This is a genomic window from Streptomyces sp. NPDC031474, assembly GCF_055581185.1.
The window spans coordinates 304,922-321,636 of sequence record NZ_JBVIJX010000015.1; the positions used below are offsets into that span (position 1 = coordinate 304,922).

Annotated in this window: 12 protein-coding genes; 7 read left to right on the forward strand and 5 right to left on the reverse strand. The window is 68.0% G+C overall.

Going from position 1 to position 16,715, the window contains the following annotated elements; genetic code table 11:
* Positions 1–174: 174 nt before the first annotated feature.
* Positions 175–2,316: a S9 family peptidase gene (locus ACZ5SK_RS31475; protein WP_468576754.1), complete on the forward strand. Its 2,142-nt coding sequence runs from the start codon at positions 175–177 to the stop codon at positions 2,314–2,316.
* 236 nt (positions 2,317–2,552) lie between these two features.
* On the opposite strand, the gene ACZ5SK_RS31480 is transcribed toward ACZ5SK_RS31475, so the two are convergent.
* From ACZ5SK_RS31480 to ACZ5SK_RS31500, 5 genes are read right to left on the reverse strand one after another with little or no spacing between them, the layout of a single operon-like run.
* Entirely contained in the window at positions 2,553–3,581 is a 1,029-nt protein-coding gene (locus tag ACZ5SK_RS31480; RefSeq protein ID WP_468416189.1) for an ABC transporter ATP-binding protein, read from the reverse strand.
* A complete protein-coding gene (locus ACZ5SK_RS31485) occupies positions 3,574–4,572 on the reverse strand; it encodes an ABC transporter ATP-binding protein (RefSeq protein ID WP_468156818.1) in 999 nt (332 codons plus the stop codon). The genes ACZ5SK_RS31480 and ACZ5SK_RS31485 overlap by 8 nt, the downstream gene beginning before the upstream one ends.
* 7 nt (positions 4,573–4,579) lie before the next feature.
* Positions 4,580–5,590: an ABC transporter permease gene (locus ACZ5SK_RS31490; protein ID WP_334577450.1), complete on the reverse strand. Its 1,011-nt coding sequence runs from the start codon at positions 5,588–5,590 to the stop codon at positions 4,580–4,582.
* Positions 5,583–6,506 carry an ABC transporter permease gene (locus tag ACZ5SK_RS31495; protein WP_334577451.1) on the reverse strand — a complete coding sequence of 308 codons (924 nt, stop codon included), beginning with the start codon at positions 6,504–6,506 and terminating at the stop codon, positions 5,583–5,585. Before ACZ5SK_RS31495 ends, ACZ5SK_RS31490 begins: the two co-directional genes overlap by 8 nt.
* Positions 6,507–6,511: 5 nt before the next feature.
* A complete protein-coding gene (locus ACZ5SK_RS31500; RefSeq protein WP_334577452.1) occupies positions 6,512–8,137 on the reverse strand; it encodes a peptide ABC transporter substrate-binding protein in 1,626 nt (541 codons plus the stop codon).
* Positions 8,138–8,710: 573 nt separating this feature from the next.
* On the opposite strand from ACZ5SK_RS31500, the gene ACZ5SK_RS31505 reads away from it, so the two are divergent.
* The 6 genes from ACZ5SK_RS31505 to ACZ5SK_RS31530 all read left to right on the forward strand — a co-directional run bounded on the left by ACZ5SK_RS31505 (position 8,711) and on the right by ACZ5SK_RS31530 (position 16,452).
* Positions 8,711–9,739 carry an ABC transporter permease gene (locus ACZ5SK_RS31505; RefSeq protein WP_416071197.1) on the forward strand — a complete coding sequence of 343 codons (1,029 nt, stop codon included), beginning with the start codon at positions 8,711–8,713 and terminating at the stop codon, positions 9,737–9,739.
* A gap of 79 nt (positions 9,740–9,818) precedes the next feature.
* Positions 9,819–11,579 carry an ABC transporter substrate-binding protein gene (locus tag ACZ5SK_RS31510; RefSeq protein ID WP_334577453.1) on the forward strand — a complete coding sequence of 587 codons (1,761 nt, stop codon included), beginning with the start codon at positions 9,819–9,821 and terminating at the stop codon, positions 11,577–11,579.
* Between the two features lie 96 nt (positions 11,580–11,675).
* Positions 11,676–12,656, forward strand: a complete 981-nt coding sequence (locus tag ACZ5SK_RS31515) for an ABC transporter permease (RefSeq protein WP_319342539.1) — start codon at positions 11,676–11,678, stop codon at positions 12,654–12,656.
* 46 nt (positions 12,657–12,702) lie between these two features.
* Complete coding sequence (locus ACZ5SK_RS31520; RefSeq protein WP_334577454.1) at positions 12,703–13,740, forward strand: ABC transporter ATP-binding protein; 1,038 nt, start codon at positions 12,703–12,705, stop codon at positions 13,738–13,740.
* Between the two features lie 26 nt (positions 13,741–13,766).
* Positions 13,767–14,822 (forward strand): ABC transporter ATP-binding protein, encoded by a 1,056-nt coding sequence (locus ACZ5SK_RS31525; protein ID WP_334577455.1) that lies wholly within the window; start codon positions 13,767–13,769, stop codon positions 14,820–14,822.
* 253 nt (positions 14,823–15,075) lie between these two features.
* The gene (locus ACZ5SK_RS31530) at positions 15,076–16,452 is read left to right on the forward strand and encodes an IS1380 family transposase (protein WP_468576755.1); all 1,377 of its coding nucleotides are present in this window, start codon (positions 15,076–15,078) and stop codon (positions 16,450–16,452) included.
* The last annotated feature ends 263 nt before the right edge of the window (positions 16,453–16,715 follow it).

The window sequence follows — 16,715 nt, forward strand, 5'->3', positions numbered from 1 at the left end:
CACCTCCAAGAACCCGGGAACGTGGGGGCAAAAACAGAACAAGGGAACTTGTAAATCCATACATCAGCCAGCAGGTTCATACCCACACAGCGCTAGTGATCATAACTATGTGTGGGTGCGCATCTCGCGGCGCACAGCCGCACAAGGGGGTCGCATGGCCAATATGGTCGGGCCATGACGACCGAGTCCGACTCCTTCCCCCGCCGGCACGCCCGCACCCAGCGTTTCACGCTCGGCGCGCCGCGTTCGTTCACCGTCGCTCCCGACGGCTCCCGCGTCGTGTTCCTGCGCTCCGACTCCGGGACGAAACGGGCGAACTCCCTGTGGGTGCTCGATCCGGCGGACGGGACGGAACGCCCCGCCGCCGACCCGGCCGCCCTCCTCGGCGGCGCCTCCGAGGACCTCTCGCCCGAGGAGCGGGCGCGTCGCGAACGCAGTCGCGAGGGGGGTGCGGGGATCGTCGGCTATGCCACCGACGAGGCTGTCGAGTTGGCGTCTTTCGCCTTGTCAGGTCGGCTTTTCACGGCTGAGCTGCGGGCCGGGACGGCGCGCGAGATCAGCGTTCCCGGGCCGGTGATCGACCCCCGGCCGTCCCCCGACGGCCGGCTCGTCGCGTACGTCGCCGGGGGCGCCCTGCGGGTGGTGGGGGCCGAGGGCGAGGACGACCGGGCGGTGGCGGAACCGGAATCGGACACGGTCTCCTATGGATTGGCCGAGTTCATCGCGGCCGAGGAGATGGGGCGTTCGCGCGGGTTCTGGTGGGCTCCGGAGTCGGACCGACTGCTGGTCACGCGGGTGGACGACACGCCGGTGGAGCGGTGGTGGATCTCGGATCCGGCCCAGCCGAAACGTGACCCACAACACGTGCCCTATCCGGCTGCCGGGACGGCCAACGCTGACGTACGGCTGTTCGTGCTCGGCCTCGACGGGGTGCGCACGGAGGTCGTCTGGGACCGTGCGCGGTACCCGTATCTGGCGCGAGTGCACTGGTCAGGGGCGGGGGCGCCGCTGCTGCTCGTACAAGCGCGCAACCAGCGGAGTCAGCTGTTCCTGGCGGTGGACACCGACTCCGGGACGACCCGGATGGTGCATGCCGACGAAGATCTGATTTGGCTGGATCTTTTCCCCGGGGTGCCGTGCTGGAGTCCCTCGGGGCAGTTGGTCCGGATCGCCGACGAGGGCGGCGCCCGGGTCCTCACCGTGGGCGAACGTCCGCTCACGGGAGCCCAGTTGCATGTGCGGGCGGTGCTGGACGTCACGGCCGACGACGTGCTGGTCTCCGCCTCGGCCGGGGAGGGCGCGGCCGTGCCGGAGATCGGCGAGGTGCATGTCTACCGGGTGAACGAGCTCGGCGTGGAGCGGCTCTCCCAGGAGCCCGGCGTGCACTCGGCGGTGCGCGCGGGGAACGTGACGGTGCTGGTGTCGGCGACGCCGGACCGGCCGGGGAGCGTGGCGCGGGTGCTGCGGGACGGGAAGCCGGGGGCGACGGTTCGGTCGTATGCGGACGATCCCGGTCTGTCTCCCCGCGTGATCCTCACCGAGGGGGGCGCACGACGGATCCCGTGCGCCGTGCTTATGCCTACGGACTACCCCGGTGACGCCTCGTCCGGCGCCGCCGCCCCCCTGCCCGTCCTCCTGGACCCCTACGGCGGCCCGCACGGGCCCCGCGTCCTCGCCGCGCACAACGCGCATCTGACCTCGCAGTGGTTCGCCGACCAGGGCTTCGCGGTGGTCGTCGCCGACGGGCGGGGCACGCCGGGCCGCTCCCCCGGCTGGGAGAAGGCGATCCACCACGACTTCACGGTCAGCCTCGACGACCAGATCGAGGCGCTTCAGGACCTGGCCAAGAGGTATCCCCTCGACCTGTCCCGGGTGGCGATCCGCGGCTGGTCCTACGGCGGCTGGCTCGCGGGCCTGGCGGTGCTGCGCCGCCCCGATGTGTTCCACGCGGGCATCGCGGGCGCGCCGGTCACCGACTGGCGGCTCTACGACACCCACTACACCGAGCGGTACCTCGGCGACCCGGCCACCTCGCCGGAGGCGTACGCGAAGAGCTCACTCGTCACCGACGAGGGGCTCTCCTCCCCCGCCGAGCCGCACCGCCCGCTGATGATCGTGCACGGCCTGGCCGACGACAACGTGGTCGTCGCCCACGCGCTGCGGCTGTCCTCCGCCCTGCTGGCGGCGGGCCGCCCCCACGAGGTGCTGCCCCTGTCGGGCGTCACCCACATGACCCCGCAGGAACAGGTCGCGGAAAACCTCCTGCTCCTCCAAGTGGACTTCCTCCGGCGCGCTCTCGGACTGGCTGAGCGGTGACACTCCACTGAGCGCCGCAACCATCAATTGAGGAACCACGACGAAGCACCAGCCAGGTCCGCGAGAGCGGCGCCGGTTTAGGCGCAAAAAGGGGCAACGGGCCGGGAGACATGGCGCTCCCGGCCCGTTTACGGCACCCGCACGGCCGTACGCTGTTCAGACTGACGCGTCCGTATATCGGAATCGGGTCAGCGAAGTTGCCTGCGTGTTAACGCGGTTGATGTGTGAATGTGCGGCTATGGGACCTCGCTTCCATGATCGTCCCCTGCGAAGTGGCACGCCGAGTCGTGTGCTGCGGGCCCGCCGGTGAGCGCGAACCGCACCGGAACGGCCAGCTCCGGCACCTCCACCGCGCAGCGTTCCCGCGCCTTCCAGCAGCGGGTGCGAAAGCGGCAGCCGGAGGGGATGTTCGTCGGGGACGGGACGTCGCCGGTCAGGATGATCCGCGTCCGCTGCTCCCGCGCCGCCGGGTCCGGGACGGGGACCGCGGAGAGCAGGGCCTGGGTGTAGGGGTGGGTCGGATGGTCGTAGATCTCCTCGTCCCTGCCGATCTCCACGATGCGGCCGAGGTACATGACGCCGACCCGGTCGGAGATGTGACGGACGATCGACAGGTCGTGGGCGATGAAGAGGTAGGCGAGGTCGAACTCGCTCTGGAGCCGGTCCAGCAGGTTGATCACCTGCGCCTGGACCGACACGTCCAGCGCGGACACCGGCTCGTCGGCGACGATCACCTCGGGGCGCAGGGCCAGCCCGCGGGCGATGCCGATGCGCTGGCGCTGGCCGCCGGAGAACTGGTGCGGGTAGCGGTTGATGTACTCCGGGTTGAGGCCGACGACGTCGAGGAGGTCCTGGACCCTTCTGCGCCGGTCGCCCTTCGGAGCCACCTCCGGGTGGATCTCGTACGGCTCTCCGATGATGTCGCCGACGGTCATGCGCGGGTTGAGGGAGGTGTACGGGTCCTGGAACACCATCTGGATGTTGCGGCGGACCGCCCGCAGGGCTCTGCCCGACAGCCGGGAGATGTCCTCGCCCTTGTAGCGGATCCGGCCCTCGGTCGGCCGCTCCAGGTTGACCAGCAGCTTGGCGACGGTGGACTTGCCGCAGCCGGACTCCCCGACGATGCCCAGGGTTTCGCCCCTGCCGAGGGTGAAGTCGACGCCGTCGACGGCCTTCACCGACCCGACCTGCTTCTTGAACAGGATGCCCCGGGTGAGCGGGTAGTGCTTGTACAGCCCGCTGACCTCGAGAATCGGCTCAGCCATGCAGGCACTCCCGCCAGAAGTGGCATGCGCTCGTGCGGTCCGCCCCCGACTCATCGGCCTCCGACCCGTCGACGTCGTACCGGGGCGGTACGTCCGTGCGGCACACGTCCTGGGCCATCGGGCAGCGCGGGTTGAAGGCGCAGCCCGGCGGGATGTGCAGGAGGTTGGGCGGCAGGCCCTTGATGGCGTAGAGCTCCCGGCCCTTCTGGTCCAGGCGCGGGATGGAGTCGAGCAGGCCACGGGTGTAGGGGTGGGCGGGGGCCTTGTAGATGTCGTGGACGGGGGCCGACTCGACGATCCGGCCGGCGTACATGACGGCGATGCGGTCGGCGACGTCGGCGACCACGCCGAGGTCGTGGGTGATGAGAATGAGGCCCATGCGGTACTCGCGCCGCAACTCCGCGAGCAGGTCCATGACCTGGGCCTGGACCGTGACGTCGAGGGCGGTGGTGGGCTCGTCGGCGATGATGAGCGCCGGTTCGAGGGCGAGCGCCATCGCGATCATGATGCGCTGGCGCATGCCGCCGGAGAACTGGTGCGGGTAGTCCCTGACCCGCTCCTTGGCGGCCGGGATGCGAACGTGGTCCATCAGCTCCACGGCCTTGGCCCGCGCGTCCCTGCGCGACATGCCCCGGTGGACGACGAACATCTCGCCGAGCTGGTCGCCGACCGACAGCACGGGGTTCAGGGAGGACAGGGCGTCCTGGAAGATCATCGCCATCTCGGCGCCCCGGACCTTCCTGCGCTCGTCCTCCTTGAGGGTGAGCAGGTCCCGGCCCTGGAAGTGGATCTCGCCGCCGGTGATCCGTCCCGGCGGCGTGTCCAGGATCCCCATGACGGCCTGCGCGGTGACGGACTTCCCGGACCCCGACTCCCCGAGCACGGCGAGGGTCTCGCCCGCGTCCACGCCGTAGCTGACGCCGTTGACGGCCCGGGCGATCCCGTCCCGGGTACGGAACTCCACGTGCAGGTCGCGTACTTCGAGCAGCATCCGGCGCTCACCTCAGCTTCGGGTCGAGGGCGTCGCGGACCGCGTCGCCGAGCATGATGAAGGCCAGGACGGTGAGGGCGAGGGCGCCCGAGGGCCAGAGCAGGGCGTGCGGGGCGTTGCGGATGTAGGGGGAGGCGGCGGAGATGTCGATGCCCCAGGAGACGGTCGGCGGTTTCAGGCCGACGCCCAGGTAGGACAGGGTCGCCTCCAGTGCGATGTACGTGCCGAGCGCGATGGTCGCGACGACGATCACCGGGGCGACCGCGTTCGGGGTGATGTGGCGCAGCAGGAGGCGGGAGTTGGTGGCGCCGAGGGCCCGGGCGGCCTGGACGTAGTCGTTCTGTCTGGCGGTGATCACCGAGCCGCGGGCGATGCGGGAGATCTGCGGCCAGCCGAGCAGGACCATGAAGCCGATCACCGGCCAGACGGTGTTGCTGGTCACCACGGAGAGGAGGACCAGGCCGCCGAGGACGACGGGGATGGCGAAGAAGATGTCGGTGATCCGGGACAGGATCGAGTCCCAGGTCCCGCCGAAGAAGCCGGCCAGACCGCCGAGCACGCTGCCGAGGAGGGCGACGCCGAGCGTGGCCAGGACGCCGACCGTGACGGACGTACGGGCGCCGTAGACGACGCGTGTGTAGACGTCGCAGCCCTGGCCGTCGAAGCCGAAGGGGTGGCCGGGCTGGGAGCCCTCCTGGGCCTTGGCGAGGTCGCACTTGAGGGGGCTGCCGGAGGCGATGGCCGAGGGCCACAGGGAGATGAAGACCAGGAACACGATGATCAGGGCGGAGACGATGAAGACCGGGTCGCGGCGCAGGTCTCGCCAGGCGTCGGACCACAGGGAGCGGGCCCGTTCGCCGGAGGCGGCTGATGAATCCCGCTCGGCCGGGCTCGTGCCCGGCGGGACGTCCGGGGGCTTGTCCAGGGTCTCGCCCTCGGCCGTGGCCAGGTCCGCCGCACCTCCCGCGCCCGTGCCGGCGATCGCGTCCTCGGCTTCGTACGGAGGCGGTTCAGGCATAGCGGATCCTCGGGTCGAGTACGGCGTACAGGAGGTCGACGAGCAGGTTGGCCACGAGGAAGACCAGGACGAGGACGGTCACGAAGCCGACGACGGTCTGGGTGTTCTGGCGGAGGATGCCCTGGTAGAGCTGGAAGCCGACGCCGTGGATGTTGAAGATGCGCTCGGTGACGATCGCGCCGCCCATCAGGAATCCGATGTCGGCGCCGATGAAGGTGACCACGGGGATGAGGGAGTTGCGCAGCAGGTGCCGGGTGACGACCCGGCGGCGGGGCAGGCCCTTGGCCACGGCCGTGCGGACGTAGTCGGAGCGCCTGTTCTCGGCGATCGAGGTGCGGGTGAGGCGGGTGACGTAGGCCAGGGAGACGGAGGCCAGCACCAGGCCCGGCACGATCAGCTCGCCGAAGGTCGCCTCGGAGGAGACGGACGGTTTGATCCAGCCCCACTGGACGCCGAGCAGCAGTTGCAGCAGCAGACCGGTGACGAAGGTAGGGACGGAGATCACGACGAGGGTGCCCAGCAGGACGCCGGTGTCGACGGGGCGGCCCCGGCGCAGACCGGTGACCACGCCCAGGGTGACGCCGACGGCGATCTCGATGAGGATCGCGACGATCGTCAGCCGGACGGTGACCGGGAACGCCGTCGACATCAGCTCGGTGACCGGCTGGCCGTTGAACGCCGTGCCGAAGTCTCCGCCGAGGACGTTCCCCATGTAGGTGAGGTACTGCTGCCAGACCGGCCGGTCGAGGCCGAACTCCTTCTTCAGCTGGGCGGTCGTCGCCGGATCGCAGGCCCGTTCGCCGCACAGGCCGGCGACGGGGTCGCCCATCACGTTCACCATCAGGAAGATCAGCAGCGTCGCCCCGATGAACACCGGGACCATCTGCACCAGACGCCGGACGACGTACCGTCCCATGGCGGTCAGCCGACCTTGATGTCGGTGTAGACCGGCACGGAGAACGGGTTGAGCCGGACATTGGAGAGGCGTTCCGCGTAGCCGCCGGTGCCGTTCTGGTACCAGAGCGGAATGGCGGCCATGTCGTCCCGGACGACCTGCTCGGCCTTCTGGAACAGGGCGACGGCCTTGGCGGGGTCGGTCTCGGCGTTGGCCTGGTCGACGAGCGTGTCGAACTCCTTGTTGGACCACTTGCCGTCGTTGGAGGGGGCGTTCGTGTAGTAGAGCGGCTGCAGGAAGTTCTGGATGAGCGGGTAGTCCATCTGCCAGCCCGCCCGGAAGGGGCCGCTCAGCTTCTGTCGGGTGGTCTTGTTGCGGTAGTCGGCGAAGGTGCCGACCGGGCTGCCGGCACAGGCCCTGTCGTCGTCAAGGACGTTGTTGATGGAGTTGCAGACGGCGTCGACCCACTGTTTGTGCGATCCGGAGTCCGCGTTGTATGCGATCCTCACCTGTCCGCCGGGCAGTCCCCCACCCTCCTGGATCAGCCTCTTGGCCCGCACGGGATCGTAGGTGCACCACTCGCCGCACAGTCCCCTCTTGTCGCCGCCCGCCACACCCAGTACCGGCGAGGTCCAGTCCGTGGCGGGGACCCGCGTCTTCCGATAGATCGTCCCGGTGATCCCGTCGCGGTCGATGGCCATGGACAGCCCCTTGCGGACCTTGTCCATGCCGGTCTTGCCCCACTCCTTGTCGTAGTAGGGGAAGGCGATCGTCTGGATGATGCCGGCGGGCTGGTTGAGGAACCGGCCGCCGAGGTCGCTCGGGGCGTTCTTGAGCTGAGCGGCGGGGATGTCGTCGGTGAGGTCCAGGTTGCCGGCCAGGAGGTCGGTGTAGGCGGTGTTGGGGTCGGTGTAGACCAGCAGCGTCACCCCGTCGTTGCGGGCCTTGTCCTCGCCGGGATAGCCCTGCCACTTGGTGAGGGACATCTGCGCGCCCTTGGTGTACGACGCGATGGTGTACGGCCCGTTGCCGATCGGTTTCGCCAGCCAGGCCGCGTGGTCGTCGAAGAAGGCCCGGGGCAGGGGCGCGAAGACGGCGTAGCCGAGGGTGTCGGGGAACGACGAGAACTTCTGGCTGAGCCGCACGGTGAAGGTGCGGTCGTCGACGACCTTCAGCCCCGAGAGGGTGTCGGCGGTCTGCGGGCCCGTCTCCGGGTGGACGTCGGCATAGCCGTCGATGTACTTGAAGAACTCGGCGGCCTTCTGCTTGTTCTTCAGGCTCGCGCCGTAGTTCCAGGCGTCGACGAAGGATCTGGACGTCACTTTCTCGCCATTGCTGAACGTCCAGCCGGGCTTGAGGGTGATCTTGAAGTTCTGCGAGTCCGGCGTCTCGATGCTCTGCGCCAGCATGTCCCGCGCCTGGGCGGTCCGGGGGTCGTACCGCTTCAGACCGCGGAAGATCATGTCGAGGACCTTTCCGCCCTGGACCTCGTTGGTGTTGGCCGGCTCCAGCGGGTTCTGCGGGTCCGACCACGAGGCGCTGAGCACCGCACCGCCGGCACCGCCATCGCCGTTTCCGCCGCCGCAGGCCGTCGCCGCGAGTGTCAGCGCCACCGCGCATGCGGTCCATCGGGCGTGCGTGGCTCCACGCATGGACGCCTCCTCCATTGCCGCGCTTTTACCTGAGCGCCGTGCCGTCGGCACATGAGCGCTGATCTGCCCCATCCACCTGATCCGTTAACGGTCAATATCAACTCAAAAGGCTCACAACGCACACGGACCGCGCCCAACGGACGGCAGACAGGGGGCTATTCGGGGGATGGCGCAAGAGTGGCGGCGACAGACAGCAGGTTCCTGCTGGGGGGTCGAAAAGGATCTACTGCGCAGGTCACAATGGATCTCCGGCACGGCGTGCAACGGATCACCGCCATCCGATGCCGAACCGTTGGATTGTGATCCCAAGATGTACGCATTCCGACACCCAGGCGACCGGATATCGAACTCGTTGCCCGATTCGCGCAGTTAGCCCGAATTTGGACACGGGAGGATTACGGCGCGCTACACGCGTAGCTACGGTACGGTCAAGTCCAGGCAAAGAAAGTAAAGAGAAGACCAAGGCAGACCAGAATTTATTGACCTTGAATGAATTACGTTGAAAAAGTCCCGCGTAGCCCGTAGGGGAGTGCCCTGCGGAGTCATCAGACCCTCCCTTGGGCCAGGAGCACCATGACCCCCCCAACTCCATCAGCGGCTGCCCCGCTTGAGGTGACCGACGAGAGCGTCGAGAAGTCACCCATGCCCTCCACCCATAAGGGCAGCGAGGGCCGCTCCCCCGGACGGCTGGCGTGGAACCGTTTCAAGCGGGACCGCACGGGCGTCATATCGGCGTGCATCGTGGGCTTCTTCTTCGTGACCGCCATCGCCGCTCCGCTCATAGCCAAGCTCTACGGCAAGGACCCGTACACGACGTACGCCAGCCAGCGCCCCGAACTGCTGAACCCGTTCGCGTACCCGGCCGGTCCGAACGGTGGCATCAGCTCCGAGTTCTGGTTCGGCATCGAGCCCCAGCTGGGGCGTGACGTCTTCACCTTCCTGCTCTACGCGATCCGCAACTCGCTTGGCATCGCGCTCGCCGCCACCGTGATCACCGTGGTCGTCGGTGTGGTCATCGGCACCACCGCTGGCTATCTCGGCGGCAAGACGGACTACCTCGTGGGCCGGGTCATCGACATCCTGCTCTCGTTCCCGTCCACGCTATTCTTCATCGCCTTCATGCCGGTCGTGTTCGGACTCTTCGTCGCCCCTGATGAGGAGATCCCGACCTGGCTGCGGGCCACAGCTCTGATCATCGTCCTCGCCGCCTTCGGGTGGGCGTCCATCGCCCGACTGCTGCGCGGCCAGGTACTGGGCCTGCGTGAGCGGGAGTTCGTCGAGGCCGCGAAGGTCACGGGTGCGTCACCGGGGCGTATCGTCTTCAAGGAGCTGCTGCCCAACCTGTGGACGCCCATCATCATCCAGAGCACGCTGATGCTTCCGGCGTACGTGACCGCTGAGGCGGGTCTCGCCTTCCTCGGAGTCGGCATCATCGACCCGACTCCGGACTGGGGCGTCATGATCGCACGGGGCGCGGGTTTCTACACCGAGGACATCACGTTCATGCTCTTCCCGGGCCTGTCCATGGTGATCTTCGTCCTCGCGTTCAACCTGCTCGGCGACTCGGTGCGTGACGCACTCGACCCCAAGTCCAAGCGCTAGTCCCGGCCCTCTTCAGGACCACGGCAAGGACGCCGGGGTGCCGGATCTCTCTCATCACTCCCACTTCAAGGCAGGAAGCATGTCCTTCTCGCGCAGAAACTTCCTCATCGCCACCGGCGTCGCCGCGGCGTCGACCTCGGTACTGAGCGCCTGCAGCAGCGGCAACGAGGGGGGCTCCTCGCAGGACAAGGCCCCCAAGGTCGCCGGCTCCAAGACCGTCGAGATCCCGGTCGGCACCAAGGCCGACTCCACTGGTCCGGCCGCCGAGGTCCCGGGCGCGGTCAAGGGCGGGACGATCTACTCGCTCCAGCAGTTCGACATGGACCACCTGGACCCGGCGCAGATCTACGTCTCGACCGAGGGCGCCATCACCGTGCCGATCATGCGCGGCCTGACCGGCTACAAGCTGGACGCCAAGGGCAACGCCACCCTGGTCGGCGACGCCGCGACCGACGCCGGCACGATGAAGGACGGCGGCAAGACCTGGACCTTCACGCTGAAGGACGGTCTGAAGTGGGAGGACGGCTCCGAGATCTCCTCGGACGACCTCCGCCACACCTTCGAGCGTCTCTTCGCCGCCTTCGTCACCGAGGGTCCGCGCTACGTCCAGCAGTTCCTTGAGGGCGGCGACAAGTACAAGGGCCCCTACGACGGCAAGAAGCTCGCCTCCATAGAGGTCGACGGCAAGACCATCACGTTCCGTCTGAACGAAGCCCGCGCCGACTTCAACTACACGCTGGCGATGCGCGGTTACTCCCTGGTTCCGAAGAAACAGGACACCAAGGAGAAGTACGACCAGCGCCCGTTCTCCTGCGGCCCGTACAAGATCGAAAGCCGGAACATCGGCAAGACGCTGACCTTTGTGCGCAACGAGCACTGGGACCCGCAGACGGACTCGATCCGCAACGCCTACCCGGACAAGTACGTCTTCCAGATGGGCTTCGAGCTGGTCGCGTCGACCGACCGCTGGATCGCGGACAAGGGCAACGACCAGTACGCGGTGCCGATCTTCAACGAGGTCGCGCCCGAGCGCATCGCCCAAGTCCTCACCAACGCGGATCTGAAGAAGCGCGTCCTCACCGCGGTCGACACGGTCACCTACTACTGGCCGATCAACATGACCCGCGTCAAGGACCTCAAGGTCCGTCAGGCCATCAACTATGCCTGGCCGCACCAGCAGCTGCAGACCATCGGTGGCGGTGCCTACAGCCAGGAGATCGCCACCACGCTCTTCGCCCCGGTGACCCCCGGCTACACCAAGTACGACCTGTACGGTGTGGACAAGAAGCCGGGCGGCAACCCCGAGAAGGCCAAGGCCCTGCTGAAGGAGGCCGGCAAGGTCGGCCAGAAGCTGGTCATCGCCTACCAGCAGTCGGACACCGCGGTGAAGAGCGCCGTCGCCATCAAGAACGCGCTCGAGGCGGCCGGCTTCACGGTCGTCAACAAGCAGGTCGACAAGTCGACCTTCTACACTCAGATCGGAAAGCTCGACAACGGCTTCGACCTGTTCGCGGCCGGCTGGAGCCCGGACTGGCCGGGCGGTTACTCGCAGTTCTACCCCACCTTCAGCGGCAAGAACATCGGCGACGGCCGCAGCAACTACTCGCAGCTGAACGACCCGGGCGTCAACAAGGCCATCGACGCGGCCTCCCAGATCGCGGACCCGAAGGAGGCCAACAAGGCCTGGGGCAACGTCGATAAGATGATCATGGAGCTGGCCGCGGCCGTTCCGGACTACCACAAGATCCGTAACTACATCTACGGCTCCAAGGTCGGCAACGTCATCTGGGACAGCGCCAACACCTGCGTCGCGCTCAGCAAGCTCTACGCCAAGAAGTAAGCACACGACCTTTGGGGGCGGCCATCCGTGTGGCCGCCCCCAGCGGCCCCCCCTCCTTGCCCTGGCGACGGCGCCCCGTCCGGAAAGTCACGCCTCATGTTCCGCTTCCTTGTCCGCCGAGTCACCGGTGCGCTGGTCATCCTGTTGATCATCAGCGCCATCACCTTCTGGCTCTTCTACGCCGTGCCGCGTGACCCCGCCATGATGTCCTGCGGTAAGAACTGCACACCGGAGAACCTCGCGCAGATCCGGAAGAACCTGGGCATCGACCACTCCATCCCGGTGCAGTACTGGTACTGGCTGAAGGGCGTCTTCGTCGGTCGCGACTACGCCGGCTTCGGGTACTGCGACGCGCCCTGCTTCGGCTACTCCTTCGCCAACAACACGCCGGTGTTCGAAACGATCATGGATCGCCTGCCGACGACCCTCTCGCTCGCCTTCGGCGCCGCCGCCGTCTTCCTGGTCCTGGGTGTGGGCGCGGGCATGCTCGCGGCCCTCAATCAGGGCAAGTTCCTGGACAAGTTCGCCAGTTCGACGTCGCTGCTCGGCTCGTCCCTGCAGATCTACTTCGTCGGCTACATCGCGATGTTCTTCTTCGTCGCAAAGCTGGGATGGCTCGACCAACCGTCGTGGACCCCGTTCACCGACGACCCGGTCGCCTGGTTCTCCGGACTGCTGCTGCCCTGGCTGGTCCTGGCAATCATCTTCACCGCCAACTACACCCGTATGACCCGCTCGCAGCTCGTGGAGCAACTGAGCGAGGACTATGTCCGTACGGCCCGCGCCAAGGGCCTGTCCCGGGCCAACGTGTTCTTCCGGTTCGCCTGGCGCGGCGCGATGGGCCCCATCGTCACGGTGTTCGGCATCGACCTCGGCACGCTGATCGGCGGCGCCATCATCACCGAGCAGACCTTCAGCCTCCAGGGCATCGGCCGGCTCGCGGTGACGTCCGTGGACCAGAGCGACCTGCCGATGCTGCTCGGCGTGACCCTCCTGGCAGCTGGCGCGATCGTCTTCTTCAACATCATCGTGGACGCCGTCTACGCCCTCATCGACCCGCGGATCCGGCTCGCCTGACCTCCGCCCAGCCCCCTACTTCTCGCATCACCCCAGGAGCGTCCCCGTGACGAGCACCGATCAGCAGCCCTTCCTCTCCGTCAGGGACCTGAAAGTCCATTTCTCCACCGAGGACGGCACCGTCAAGGCCGTCGACGGGCTCTCCTTCGACCTGCTGAAGGGCCAGACACTCGGCATCGTGGGCGAGTCGGGCTCCGGTAAGTCGGTCACCAACCTGGCCATCCTGGGTCTGCACGACCGTGACCGCACGGCCATCGAGGGTGAGATCCTCCTTGACGACAAGGAGCTGCTGACCGCCTCCGAGAAGCAGTTGGAGAAGCTGCGCGGCAACAAGATGTCGATGATCTTCCAGGACGCGCTGGCCTCGCTGTCGCCCTACCACACCATCGGCAGGCAGATCGGCGAGACGTACCGCAAGCACACGGGCTGCTCCAAGCAGGAGGCCCGGGCGCGCTCGGTCGAGATGCTGCGGCGGGTGGGGATCCCGCAGCCGGAGACCCGGGTGGACGAGTACCCGCACCAGTTCTCCGGCGGCATGCGCCAGCGCGCGATGATCGCCATGGCGCTGGTCTGCGACCCCGAGCTGCTGATCGCCGACGAGCCGACCACGGCGCTCGACGTGACGGTCCAGGCGCAGATCATGGACCTGCTCAAGGACCTCCAGCAGGAGTTCGGCACCGCGATCATCTTCATCACGCACGACCTGGGCGTCATCGCGGACATCGCGGACGACGTCCTCGTGATGTACGGCGGCCGGTGCGTGGAGCGGGGCACCAAGAAGGAGGTGCTGCAGTCTCCACAGCACCCCTACACCCTCGGCCTGCTCAGCTCGATGCCGAGCCTGGACCACCCGGTGGACGTGCCGCTGAACCCGATCCCCGGGTCGCCGCCCTCGCTGCTGAACCCGCCCACGGGCTGCCGCTTCCACCCCCGGTGCACCTTCGCCGAGAAGGTCGACGGGAACCGGTGCGTCACGGAGCAGCCGCTGCTGCAGCTCACCGACGGCCGCGGCTCCGCCTGCCACCTCACCGCCGACCAGCGCGCCGAGTACTTCTCCGACCTCGCCGGCAGCGCGGCGAACTGACGTACAAGAGACGGGATTTCACCACCATGAGCAACACCACCCCCCTCCTGGACGTCTCCGGGCTCACCAAGCACTTCCCCATCAAGGGCGGCTTCCCGATCCGGCGTACGGTCGGCGCGGTGCAGGCCGTCGACGGGCTGGACTTCCAGGTCGCCGAGGGCGAGAGCCTGGGTCTGGTCGGCGAGTCCGGCTGCGGCAAGTCGACGACGGGCCGGCTGATCACCCGGCTGCTGGAGCCGACCGCCGGCACGATCTCCTACCGCGGCCAGGACATCACCCACGCGGGCCGCAAGGCGCTCGCGCCGATCCGGTCCGAGATCCAGATGATCTTCCAGGACCCGTACGCGTCGCTGAACCCGCGCCAGACGGTCGGCAAGATCGTCTCCGGCCCGATGGAGATCAACGGCATCAACCCGGCGGGCGGCCGCGAGGCGCGCGTACGTGAACTGCTGGAGATCGTCGGTCTCAACCCCGAGCACTACAACCGCTTCCCGCACGAGTTCTCCGGCGGCCAGCGGCAGCGCATCGGCGTCGCCCGGGCGCTGGCCCTCGAACCCAAGCTGATAGTGGCCGACGAGCCGGTCTCCGCGCTCGACGTGTCCATCCAGGCGCAGGTCGTCAACCTGCTCCAGAAGGTGCAGCGGGACCTGGGCATCGCGTTCGTCTTCATCGCCCACGACCTGGCCGTCGTACGGCACTTCTCGCATCGGGTCGCGGTCATGTACCTCGGCAAGATCGTCGAGGTCGCCGACCGCGACGAGCTGTACGGCAACCCGCGCCACCCCTACACCCGGGCGCTGCTGTCCGCCGTGCCCGAGGCCACGGTGGAGGAGACCCCGCGTGAGCGCATCCGCCTGGTCGGCGACGTGCCCTCGCCCATCAACCCGCCCTCCGGCTGCCGCTTCCGCACCCGCTGCTGGAAGGCGACGGACAAGTGCGCGAGCGAGGCCCCGCCGCTGGTGCAGGTCGAGGGCAACAAGTCCGGCCACCTGACGGCCTGCCACTACCCCGAGACGGCGGACACCCCGCCGGCCGAGGTGCCGGCCCCCCGCCTCACCAAGGACCCCGAGGCAGCAGCCTGACACGCGTCTTTCGCCAACCGCCGCCTTTCAGAACGGACTTTTCTGGCCCATTGGCTCGAACCCATGAATATCCTACCCAAGGGGAATGAAGGCCCATGCCCATCCGGCGTGGGCCTTCGCCATTCACTTAGCCTCGCGCTTTCACGAGGTGGACTGTCCGAAGCTTGATCAAATAAGCGGAGAGTGCTCCTGACCTGCAACGATGGGACTTGTCTAGGGTCCTGTTGGCTGCATGGGAAGAAGCACTCTCCAGGTGAAGAAGCGTATCGGGTTCTGCCCGCGTGTCCGCATTGAGGGCGGCGGCCGGGCGGTGGTCTCGCAGGCCGGGAGCGTGCTGCTGGTCGAGACCGTCCGTAAGGCCGGTCTGGACACCGCGATATCAGTGGCGCTGGCACCGTGGCGGAAGGCTCGGGCGGTGCACGATCCGGGCAAGGTCCTGCTGGACGTGGCCCTGGCGGTCGCGCTGGGCGGGGACTGCCTCGCGGATGTCGGCATGCTGCGGGCGGAGCCGGCCGTGTTCGGGCCGGTGGCCTCCGACCCGACGGTCTCCCGCCTCGTCGACGCCCTCGCCGCCTCCGGCGAGAAGGCCCTGGCGGCGATCCGTTCCGCGCGGGCCGAAGTCCGCGAACTGGTTTGGCGGCTGGCTGGCGAGGAAGCGCCCGAGGCGGGTGGAACGGTGACCGTCGACCTCGACGGGGTGCTGGTGATTGCGCACTCCGACAAGGAGGATGCGGCCCCGACCTGGAAGCGGACCTACGGACATCACCCTCTGATGGGGTTCGTCGACCACGGGCCGGGCGGCACCGGTGAGCCGGTCGCGGCCCTGCTCAGGCCGGGAAACGCGGGATCGAACACTGCCGCCGACCACATCACCGCCACCCGCCTGGCGCTGGCCCAGTTGCCGGGGAAGTACCGGCGCGGGCGCCGGACCTTGATCCGCACCGATTCCGCGGGCGGCACCCACGACTTCGTCAGCTGGCTGTCCCAGCGCGGCCGGTGGCTTTCGTACTCGGTTGGGATGGTGATCACCGACGCGATCCACCAGCACGTGCTCAAGGTCCCCGCGTCGGCCTGGACGCCGGCCGTCGAGCCCGGCGGCGAGATCCGGGACGGGGCCTGGGTCGCCGAGATCGCCGGTGCCGTGCTGGACGGCTGGCCGAAGGGGATGCGGCTGATCGTGCGGAAGGAACGGCCGCACCCCGGGGCCCAGTTGCGGCTCACGGACGCGAACGGCATGCGTCTGACATGCTTCGCCACCAACACGCCGGGCCGTCCGATCGCCGAGCTCGAGCTCCGTCACCGGCTGCGGGCGAGGGCCGAGGACCGCATCAGGGCCGCCCGCTCGACCGGACTGCGAAACCTTCCCCTGCACGACACCGCGCAGAACCGCATCTGGCTGGAGATCGTGCAGATCGCCCTGGACCTGCTGGCCTGGATGCCGATGCTCGCGCTGACCGGCAAAGCCCGGCTCTGGGAACCCCGCCGTCTGCGGCTCCGCCTGTTCACCACGGCCGGACAGCTCGTGACCACCGGCCGCCGCAGGATCCTCCGCCTTACCGGGCACTGGCCGTGGTCCAGCCACATCACCGCTGCCCTCGAACGGCTCGCACTCCTGCCGAACCCCGGCTGACCAGCAGATCCACCCGTCCCTTCCAGAGAACCCCCAGACCGGAGCAGTGGAACCCGGCGTCCACCCGAGACGACACTCGGGCCCTCAGCCTGCGCAGTCTCCGCCACCGGCAACAAGACGGGCCGCCGACTCCGTCGGCGGACCCTCACGAAAGATCGAGGTTAGAGGCAATACCAGTGACTTAAGGGATCGGGTCCCAGCTTCGTGGGACCTTGGTCGGTGGGTTGATCGGGGCTGTGCGCCAGTGCGGGGCGATGGCCACG

Coding starts and splice junctions, on each gene's coding strand:
- ACZ5SK_RS31475 (WP_468576754.1), top strand. CDS start 175: ATGACGACCGAGTCCGACTCCTTCCCCCGCCGGCACGCCCGCACCCAG.
- ACZ5SK_RS31480 (WP_468416189.1), bottom strand. CDS start 3,581: ATGGCTGAGCCGATTCTCGAGGTCAGCGGGCTGTACAAGCACTACCCG.
- ACZ5SK_RS31485 (WP_468156818.1), bottom strand. CDS start 4,572: ATGCTGCTCGAAGTACGCGACCTGCACGTGGAGTTCCGTACCCGGGAC.
- ACZ5SK_RS31490 (WP_334577450.1), bottom strand. CDS start 5,590: ATGCCTGAACCGCCTCCGTACGAAGCCGAGGACGCGATCGCCGGCACG.
- ACZ5SK_RS31495 (WP_334577451.1), bottom strand. CDS start 6,506: ATGGGACGGTACGTCGTCCGGCGTCTGGTGCAGATGGTCCCGGTGTTC.
- ACZ5SK_RS31500 (WP_334577452.1), bottom strand. CDS start 8,137: ATGCGTGGAGCCACGCACGCCCGATGGACCGCATGCGCGGTGGCGCTG.
- ACZ5SK_RS31505 (WP_416071197.1), top strand. CDS start 8,711: ATGACCCCCCCAACTCCATCAGCGGCTGCCCCGCTTGAGGTGACCGAC.
- ACZ5SK_RS31510 (WP_334577453.1), top strand. CDS start 9,819: ATGTCCTTCTCGCGCAGAAACTTCCTCATCGCCACCGGCGTCGCCGCG.
- ACZ5SK_RS31515 (WP_319342539.1), top strand. CDS start 11,676: ATGTTCCGCTTCCTTGTCCGCCGAGTCACCGGTGCGCTGGTCATCCTG.
- ACZ5SK_RS31525 (WP_334577455.1), top strand. CDS start 13,767: ATGAGCAACACCACCCCCCTCCTGGACGTCTCCGGGCTCACCAAGCAC.